The organism is Dietzia sp. CW19, assembly GCF_014145265.1.
Lineage (GTDB): Bacteria > Actinomycetota > Actinomycetes > Mycobacteriales > Mycobacteriaceae > Dietzia > Dietzia natronolimnaea.
The window spans coordinates 1-4445 of the sequence record NZ_JAALEE010000165.1 but is presented as its reverse complement, the minus strand read 5'-3'; the positions used below and the strand labels follow the sequence as shown (position 1 = coordinate 4445).

The window sequence follows — 4445 nt, the reverse complement described above, 5'->3', positions numbered from 1 at the left end:
ATGAGCACGCGCCCGCCGCCGGAGTCCAGGTGGGAGTCCATCGGCCAGGCCCGGGGGTGGACGACGACGACGTCGCGGCCCGACCGCGCCAGTGCGCAGGCCACCTCGAGACCGATGAAGCCGCCGCCCACCAGGGCGACCCGACCGGGGTGTTCCTCGAGGTGGGCGGTGAGTCCCCGGCAGTCCGAGGCGTCGCGGAGCGGGAACACTCCCGCGGCGAGCGCCCCGTCCGTGCCACGGACCCCGTCGATCGGCGGGATGGTGGCCTCGGAGCCGGTCGCCAGCACCAGGTGGTCGTAGGGGACGCGCTCACCGTCGGCGAGCTCGACCTCCCGGGCCACCCGGTCTATCCCCTGCACCGAGGCGGACGTGCGCATCTCGATGTGGTTGCGGTCCCACCACCCGGTGGGCTTGAGCCGGGTGGATCCCGGGTCCCCCATCCCCCCGGCCACCACGTGCGAGAGCATGATCCGGTTGTACGGCGCCTCGGGTTCGGCGCCGAGGACGGTCACAGACATCGTCTCGGGATCCGGTTCGGCGCGCCGCAGCTCCTCGGCGAGCCGGGCACCGGACATCCCCGCCCCCACCACCACCACCCGCATCACGCGGCCTCCAACCGGACCGCGCACGCCTTGAACTGCGGCATGCGGCTGTAGGGGTCGAGTTCGGGCAGGGTCACCAGGTTCGCGCGGGCGGCCCCGGAGTAGTGGAACGGCAGGAACAGGGTGTCGGTCCGCATGTCCTCGTCGCACCGCACGAGCGCTTCGACCGCCCCGCGGCGGGACACCACCCGGGCGCGTCCGCCGTCGTCGAGCCCCACGGCCCGCGCGACGACCGGGTGCACCTGGACCCACATCTCGGGGTCGGCCGAGAGCAGCTCCGGCACCCGCCGCGTCTGGGCACCGGACTGGTAGTGCGAGAGCACGCGTCCGGTGGTGCCCAGCAGCGGGTAGTCCGCGCAGGTGTCCTCCGCGGGTGGGTCCACGGCGGCCACGGCGAAGCGGGCCCGGCCGTCCTCGGTGGCGAAACGATCGAGGAACATGCGCGGTGTCCCGGCCGGGGTGTCGGCGCCGCACGGCCAGAACAGTGCCTCTCCGGCGTCGAGGCGGTCCCAGTCCATGGCCGAGTAGTCCGCCTTGCCCCCGGCGGAGGCGCGCGCCAACTCGTCGAACACCACCCGCGGGTCGGTCGGGAACCGATCAGGCCGCCGCCCGAGTCGGCGTGCGAGCTCGTTCCAGATCCACAGTTCGTCGCGGGCGCCCTCCGGCGGGGTGACAGAGCGGCGTCGACGCAGCACCCGGCCCTCGAGGTTGGTCAGCGTGCCCTCCTCCTCGGCCCACTGCGGGACCGGGAGGACGACGTCGGCGAGTTCGGCGGTCTCGGAGAGGACGAAGTCGGCCACCACGAGGGTGTCCAGCGATCGGAGCCGGGACGTGACCCGGTCGGCGTCGGGCGCGGAGACCACGGGGTTCGAGGCGTGGAGCAGCATCGCCGTGGGACCACCGGGCTGCCCGAGCGCGTCCAGGAGCTCGAAGGCCGAGAGCCCGGGCCCGGGGATCTCCTCGGGCTCCACGCCCCAGACCGCGGCGACGTGCGCGCGGGCGGCCGGATCGGTGATCATCCGGTAGCCGGGGAGTTGATCGGCCTTCTGCCCGTGCTCCCGGCCTCCCTGCCCGTTCCCCTGGCCGGTGAGGGTGCCGTAGCCCGTGCCGGTCCGGCCCGGCAGGCCCAGTGCCAGCGCGAGGGCGATCACGGCTCCGACGGTGTCGGTCCCCCGTGAGTGTTGTTCGGCACCGCGGGCGGTGAGGACGTAGGCTCCGGTGCCCGCGTCACGAGAGCCCGCCAGCAGTTCCACCGTGCGTTCGAGTTGGTCGGCCGAGACACCGGTGACGCGTTCGGTGCGGTCGGGCATCCAGTTCGCCGCGATCGCCCACGCGTCCTCGAAACCCGACGTCCGGGCGGAGACGTACTCGGTGTCCAGGTGTCCGCCCACCACGGCGACGTGCAGGAGCCCCAGGGCCAGCGCCGCATCCGTGCCGGGCCGCAGCCTCAGATGGATCCCACCGCCGTCGACGGCCCGGTGCGCGGTCGCGCTGAGGCGCGGGTCCGCCACCACCATGCCGCCGGCCGCCGCGGCCGTGTCGAGGTGCTGGACGAACGGGGGCATGGTGTCGGCGGGGTTGGCACCGATGAGCAGCACCGCCCGGGCGTCGTCGAGGTCGGTCACGGGGAACGGCAACCCCCGGTCCAGCCCGAAACTCCGGTTCGCCCCGGCCGCCGCACTCGACATGCACCAGCGGCCGTTGTAGTCCACGAGTCTGCTCCCCAGCGCGAGGCGGGTGAACTTGCCCAGTGTGTAGGCCTTCTCGTTGGTCAGGCCACCCCCGCCGAAGACCGCCACGGCGTCGGGGCCTCCCGAGGCCTGCGCCCGCCGGATGCCGTCGGTGACCCGGGTCAACGCGGTGTCCCAGTCGGTCGGCCGCAGGTGCCCGTCCACCCGGATCAGCGGCGTGGTGAGCCGATCCGGGTGGTCGAGCAACCCTGCCGACGTCCACCCCTTCCGGCACAACCCGCCCCTGTTGGTGGGGAACTGCTCCGGGGTGATCGTCGCCGGTCCGTCACCGGCGGACGGCGTCACCGACATCGCGCACTGGAGTGCGCAGTACGGGCAGTGGGTGTGTGTCGGCGGGCCGGTCGTCGTCAACGCGTGCACCATGTGTCCTCTTCGTCTCGATCGTCGACCGAGGCCGGTCAGGCCTCGGCGCCCACGGGGACCCGGGGCTCGGTGGGTGCCGCGGCGACCGCGTCGACCCCGGCGGAGGCCCGCATGTAGACGACGCGCGTGACGATCGCCGCCACCACGTAGAACACCATGAACACGAGGAACGCCGACGTGGCCGCACCGGAGGACTGGTAGGAGGTGCGCAGGGTCATGTTGATGAGGAAGCCGCCGAAGGCCCCGACCGCGCCGGCGACCCCGATGAGCGCCCCGGCGTGGGCCCGCGACCAGGACGTCCGAGCGGCCTCGTCCAGTCCGAGTGTGTGGCTGCGCGCCTCGAAGACCGACGGGATCATCTTGTACACCGAGGCGTTGCCCACCCCGGTGAGCCCGAAGAGCGTGAGGAAGGCGGCGAAGAACAGGACGAGGGCGCCACCGGCGAGCCGGCCGTCGTTCGACGCCTGGATGTTCGAGGTCACCACGAGCGCGACGGTGGTGACCGCCATCCCGCAGAAGGTCACGAAGGTCACCCGGGCTCCCCCGAAACGGTCGGAGATCCGTCCACCGGCCATGCGGGTGAGTGAGCCCAGCAGTGGTCCGAGGAAGGTGATCTGTGCCGCGTGCAGGGCCGCCTGGGCCGGCTCCTGGCCGTTGCCGGTGAAGGTCATGGTGAGCATCTGACCGAACGCGAAGGCGAATCCGATGAAGGATCCGAAGGTGCCGATGTACAGCAGCGACAACACCCATCCGTCCTTGTCGCGGGCCATGTCCTTCATGCTCTGCACATCCACCGTCTGGTGCGCGAGGTTGTCCATCTTCAGCGCGGCGCCGATCCCCGCGACGACGAGCAGGACGATGTAGACGCCGATCACCCAGTGCGGTGACCGGTTGCCGGCCAGTGCGATCACGATGAGCCCCACGACCTGGATCGTGGCCACGCCCAGGTTGCCCCCACCCGCGTTGAGGCCGAGGGCCCAGCCCTTCTCCCGCTGGGGGAAGAAGGCGTTGATGTTGGTCATGGACGACGCGAAGTTGGCGCCGCCGAGTCCGGCGATCGCGCCCACGACGAGGTACATCCAGAGCGGTTGGCCCGGGTTCGCCATGATCCACAGCATCCCGACCGCGGGGATGAGCAGGACGAAGGCCGAGAACATGGTCCAGTTACGGCCGCCGAAGGTGGCGGTCGCGAGCGTGTACGGGATGCGCAGGAAGGCGCCGGTCAGCGTGACCACTGCGGAGACGAGGAACTTGTCGGGTGCGTCCAGTCCGTAGACGTCCTGGGGCATGAACAACACCATGACGGCGAACAGGGTCCACACGGAGAACCCGACGTGCTCGGCGAAGACCGACCAGTAGAGGTTGCGCATGGCGGTCTTCCTGCCGCCCGACTTCCACTGCGCGTCGTCCTCCGGATCCCAGTTCTCTATGACATGTGAGCGCGACATGAGGTCGACCCCCTCTCTCTCGTGACGTGGACACCCCCTCGGTGTCCTTGCGAACTGACCGTATGCACGCCCTGTTTCCCCGGCGCTACCCGGTATGACGTGATGGTCACGGTGTCCTCACGCCGGACGCAACCCGCCGTGAGGGGTCTGCCACCGTGGTGGACTGGGGTCATGTCACCCCGGTTCACACCCCGCGCCCTCGGCGCCGTCGTCACCGCCGCCGCCCTCGCCACGGGCCTCGCGCCCGCGGCATCCGCCCAGCCCACCGAGGCGTGGCGGGA

3 protein-coding genes are annotated in these 4445 nt (G+C 71.5%); all 3 read right to left on the bottom strand.

Annotation, left to right across the window (positions count from 1 at the left end; genetic code table 11):
• The coding region (locus tag G6021_RS05780) for an FAD-dependent oxidoreductase (protein WP_347238922.1) at nucleotides 1–629 on the bottom strand (629 nt) is incomplete at its 3' end.
• Nucleotides 602–2716, bottom strand: a complete 2115-nt coding sequence (locus tag G6021_RS05775; protein WP_182640836.1) for a molybdopterin oxidoreductase family protein — start codon at nucleotides 2714–2716, stop codon at nucleotides 602–604. The genes G6021_RS05775 and G6021_RS05780, both read right to left, overlap by 28 nt.
• 35 nt (nucleotides 2717–2751) lie before the next feature.
• Entirely contained in the window at nucleotides 2752–4164 is a 1413-nt protein-coding gene (locus tag G6021_RS05770) for a nitrate/nitrite transporter (protein WP_179524648.1), read from the bottom strand.
• Nucleotides 4165–4445: the final 281 nt, after the last annotated feature.

Coding starts and splice junctions, on each gene's coding strand:
- G6021_RS05775 (WP_182640836.1), bottom strand. CDS start 2,716: ATGGTGCACGCGTTGACGACGACCGGCCCGCCGACACACACCCACTGC.
- G6021_RS05770 (WP_179524648.1), bottom strand. CDS start 4,164: ATGTCGCGCTCACATGTCATAGAGAACTGGGATCCGGAGGACGACGCG.